Source organism: Streptomyces sp. 8K308 (assembly GCF_004348315.1).
Taxonomy (GTDB): Bacteria; Actinomycetota; Actinomycetes; order Streptomycetales; family Streptomycetaceae; genus Streptomyces.
Map to the genome: position 1 here is coordinate 1 of NZ_SMKC01000518.1, position 3519 is coordinate 3519.

A 3519-nucleotide genomic window follows, 5' to 3' on the forward strand; every position below is an offset into this window, starting at 1 on the left:
GGCGTGGAAACCGGCGGAGCGGCGGGGGCCGGAGCTGACGGGGCGGCCGGCCGGGCCATGAGGTGAGGCGGATGAGCGTCAGGCATCGCTCTGCTCCAACAGCGCTCGGACGGGGCGGCTTTCGAGGCTACGCCACTGTGAATGACCGCGACGTTACCGGAAGGTGGCAACGAGGTCTCGTCAACTCGGTGGCGTGTCACCGGAGTTCGAGTCTCCAGGTCTGCGCGGGGGTGCGGTTGCACTCCCACTGGCGGACGTTGGCACCCCAGTCGACGCTTGCGTCCATGACGTCCATGCAGTGGCCGCTGCGGGCCGAGACCAGGACGTAGCCGTTGAGGTTAGGCTCGAGGCGGAACTGCTGGGCCGGGGCACCGTTGCATCCCCACATGCGAATGTTCGCACCCGCGTCGAGCGAACCGTTCTCGACGTCCACGCAGTTGCCCCCGAGACCGATAAGTCGGTACGTGTTCCGGGTCCCGGTCGACTGCAGCGCGAAGTTCTGGGCCGAGGTCTCGTTGCACTCCCACTGGCGGACGTTGGTGCCGGCGTCCGTGCCGCTGCTGTCCACGTCGAGGCAGCGGTCGTCCGTGGTGCCCGGCATCAACCGGTAGACGCCGTCGGGCACCACGTTCTCCTGCCTAACGGTATCGGCCTCCTCGGTCTCCGGCTCCGGCTCCTCCTCCCGCTCCGGTTCCGGCTCCTCCTCCTCGACCTCCGGCTGCTCCTCCTGCTGCTGCGGCCGGGGCGGCGGCTGCTCCTGGGTCTGCTCCGGCTCCTCCTCGGGCTGTTCCTCGGGCTGTTCCTCCCGCTCCTCCTCGGGCTCCGGCTCCTCGGTGGTCGGCTCCGGTTCCGGCTCAGGGGACGGCTGCTGGGGGACGTCGGCGGCCACGGTCTCCGGCGCGCCGTCGTCGCCGGCCAGGAAGGTCCCCATCGACCAGCCGGTGACCGACACCACGGTGGCCACCGCCACCGCCCAGCCGAGCGAGGTGAACACCCGCCTTCCCGGCAGGAGTCCGCGCCGGGCCAGGGCGGGTCGGTCTGCGAAGGCGTCGACGAATCGCTGGGGTTGTTGCTTCGGCATCGATACGGTGCCTCACGGGGTGGGTGGGGTGAACGGTGGCTGTCTGACGGTGCGTTGGTGCCAGGTCTACTCCAACGACGGCCAGCGGTACACCCCCGGGCCTAGGTTCTTTACGCTGTCGCACGTTGCGTTTGCGTTGCGGGAGTTCCTCGGATCGGTCAACCACGGGTCAAAATGGCCCACTTGAGCAGTCGGCCACGGCGCCCCCGTGGTTCCCGGATGGCGCGCGGTTTGCTCGGTCGAGGATAAATTCGCGTCCGCCCCGCTGCGGGCCTCACCCCCCGCTGCCACGATGTGGATGTCATGAGAGCGGGCCTGGCATTGCGAGCAGCGCGGGCGGCCGTGTTCGCCGCGCTCTGCGTGCTGCTCGCCGCCTGGGGCCACGTGGCGATGTCCGGGGTCCCGGTCGCCGGCTGGGCGATGCTCCTCGCGCTGGGCGGGGTCGGCGCCGGCGCCTGGCTGTTCGCCGGCCGCGAGCGCGGGCCGCTGACCGTGATGGGCGCGAGCCTGGCCGCGCAGGCCCTGCTGCACCGCGTGTTCTCGCTCTTCCCCGCCGCCGCGCCCGAGCCCGCCGCGCCGCTGCCCCCCGCCCACACCGTGCACGCGGAACACGCCGCGCCCGTGGCGGAGTTGCATGTCACGAGCGGCATGTCCGCCGTGCACGTGGTGCTCGCGCTGCTGAGCGCGGTGTGGCTGTGGCGCGGCGAACGCGCCGCGTTCCGCCTGCTGCGCTCGGCCGCGTGGCGCGTGCTGCGGCCCGTGCTGTGCCCGCCACGTCCTTCGACACCCGAGTCGCCCGCGCCCCCGCGCCCGGTCGGACCCGAACGGGCGCCGCGCCGGGCGCCTCTGGTGTACGCGCTCTCGTCCCGGGGCCCGCCGTGGACCGTCCTGCCCGGGCGGCCCGCACCGTTCCGCCCATGTCGGTAGCCGCGGTACTCCCCCGCCATCGGCCGGGTGCCGCCCCAGGTCGCGCCACGCGACGCGACCGCAGGGGCGCCCTCGGCGCGTGCCCCGCGCCCCGGTCGCACGGCGGGCCACCGCCGACGCCGCCGTGGCGCCCGGACAGGGCCTAGGTGACGGCCCGACCGGTCAGGTCCTCGCTCCGTGCCACGGCCGGGTCGCGCCCGTCTGATCCCCAACCCCCTTTCGGGTTCCCGGCCTTCCCTCGCCATGCCTCGGGACGGCATGGCCCCTCAGAAAGGCGACAGGGACGTTGACCACGACCACACTCACCTCGCCACGCCCGCGGGGTACCGACCTCGACGACCGCTCCGTCACCGAGTGGGCGCTGGCCGCCAGGGCCGGCGACCGGCACGCCGTGGAGCACTTCATCCGCGCGGTGCGCCCCGACGTCCAGCGCTATGTGACGCGGCTGAGCGGAGACGCGCAGGCCGCCGAGGACCTGACCCAGGAGACGCTGCTGCGCGCGCTGCGCGCCCTGCCGGCCTTCGAGGGACGCTCCTCGGCCCGCACCTGGCTGCTCTCCATCGCCCGCCGCACGGTGATCGACCGGATCCGCTACGAGCGGTCCCGGCCCCGACTCGCCGACACAGCCGACTGGTTGACGGCGGTTGAGGGCGCCCAGTGCCGGGCGCAGCCGGGCTTCGAGGAGGGCGTCGCCCTCGCCGAACTGCTCGCCGAGCTCCCCTCCGACCGCTCCACCGCGTTCACCCTCACCCAGATCCTCGGCCTGCCCTACGCGGAGGCGGCCCGCGCCACCGGCTGCCCGGTCGGCACGGTCCGCTCCCGGGTGGCGCGGGCCAGACAGACGCTGATCTCCCAACTCGCCGAGCGATGAGGGCTCCTGTGACTCCTGAGTGACGGCGGCCGGCACCCGGGGACGTCCCGGGTGCCGGCCGCCGCCTCGTTCAGCGCCCCTCGCCCACCCTGGGCGGCGCCCCCTCGACCCGGCCGAGCACGGTGTCGACCAGCAGGAAGGCCAGCAGCGTGACGCCGAACACCGGCAGGAACCAGCCGACCAGCGCCACGCAGGCGGCGAGCGGCACCAGCAGGGCCGGCGGGACCCGGCGCCAGGCGCCGCGCGGCAGCGGGCGGCCGAAGGCGCCGGCGCGGCCGCGCTGCCACCACATGCGGTAGCCGAGGACGATCAGCACCACGAGCGACAGCGCGAGCGCCGCCAGGGCCAGTTGGTTGACCAGGCCGAAGAGCACCCCGGTGTGCAGGTCGATGCCCCACCGGCTGAGCTTGGCGAGCAGCGGGAAGTCGTCCCACCGCACCACGTCGAGGACCTCGCCGCCGTTGGGGTCGATCGCCACGGCGTCCTGCTTCTCGGGCCAGCTGCGCTGGATCTGGCGCACCACGTAGGCCGACCCCTCGTCGGCCGGCGGCACCAGCTCCACCGGGTTGGACAGCCCCTGGGCGCGCGCGATGGCCAGCACCTCGTCCACCCAGAGCCCGGAGGCCGGCCGGTCGCCGTC

At 73.8% G+C, this 3519-nt stretch carries 4 protein-coding genes; 2 read left to right on the top strand and 2 right to left on the bottom strand.

What is annotated here, in order from left to right; all coding sequences use genetic code 11:
- Nucleotides 1-196: 196 nt before the first annotated feature.
- Nucleotides 197-1081 carry an RICIN domain-containing protein gene (locus tag E1265_RS35040; RefSeq protein ID WP_132934992.1) on the bottom strand — a complete coding sequence of 295 codons (885 nt, stop codon included), beginning with the start codon at nt 1079-1081 and terminating at the stop codon, nt 197-199.
- Between the two features lie 303 nt (nt 1082-1384).
- Between E1265_RS35040 and E1265_RS35045 the strand changes: the two genes are divergently transcribed.
- On the top strand, nt 1385-2008 hold the full coding sequence (locus E1265_RS35045) for a hypothetical protein (RefSeq protein WP_132934993.1): 624 nt from the start codon (nt 1385-1387) through the stop codon (nt 2006-2008).
- 286 nt (nt 2009-2294) lie between these two features.
- Entirely contained in the window at nt 2295-2879 is a 585-nt protein-coding gene (locus tag E1265_RS35050) for a sigma-70 family RNA polymerase sigma factor (RefSeq protein ID WP_132934994.1), read from the top strand.
- Nucleotides 2880-2949: 70 nt separating this feature from the next.
- Here the strand turns inward: E1265_RS35050 and E1265_RS35055 are convergent.
- On the bottom strand, nt 2950-3519 hold a 570-nt coding region (locus E1265_RS35055), incomplete at its 5' end, for a PepSY domain-containing protein (RefSeq protein ID WP_207931336.1).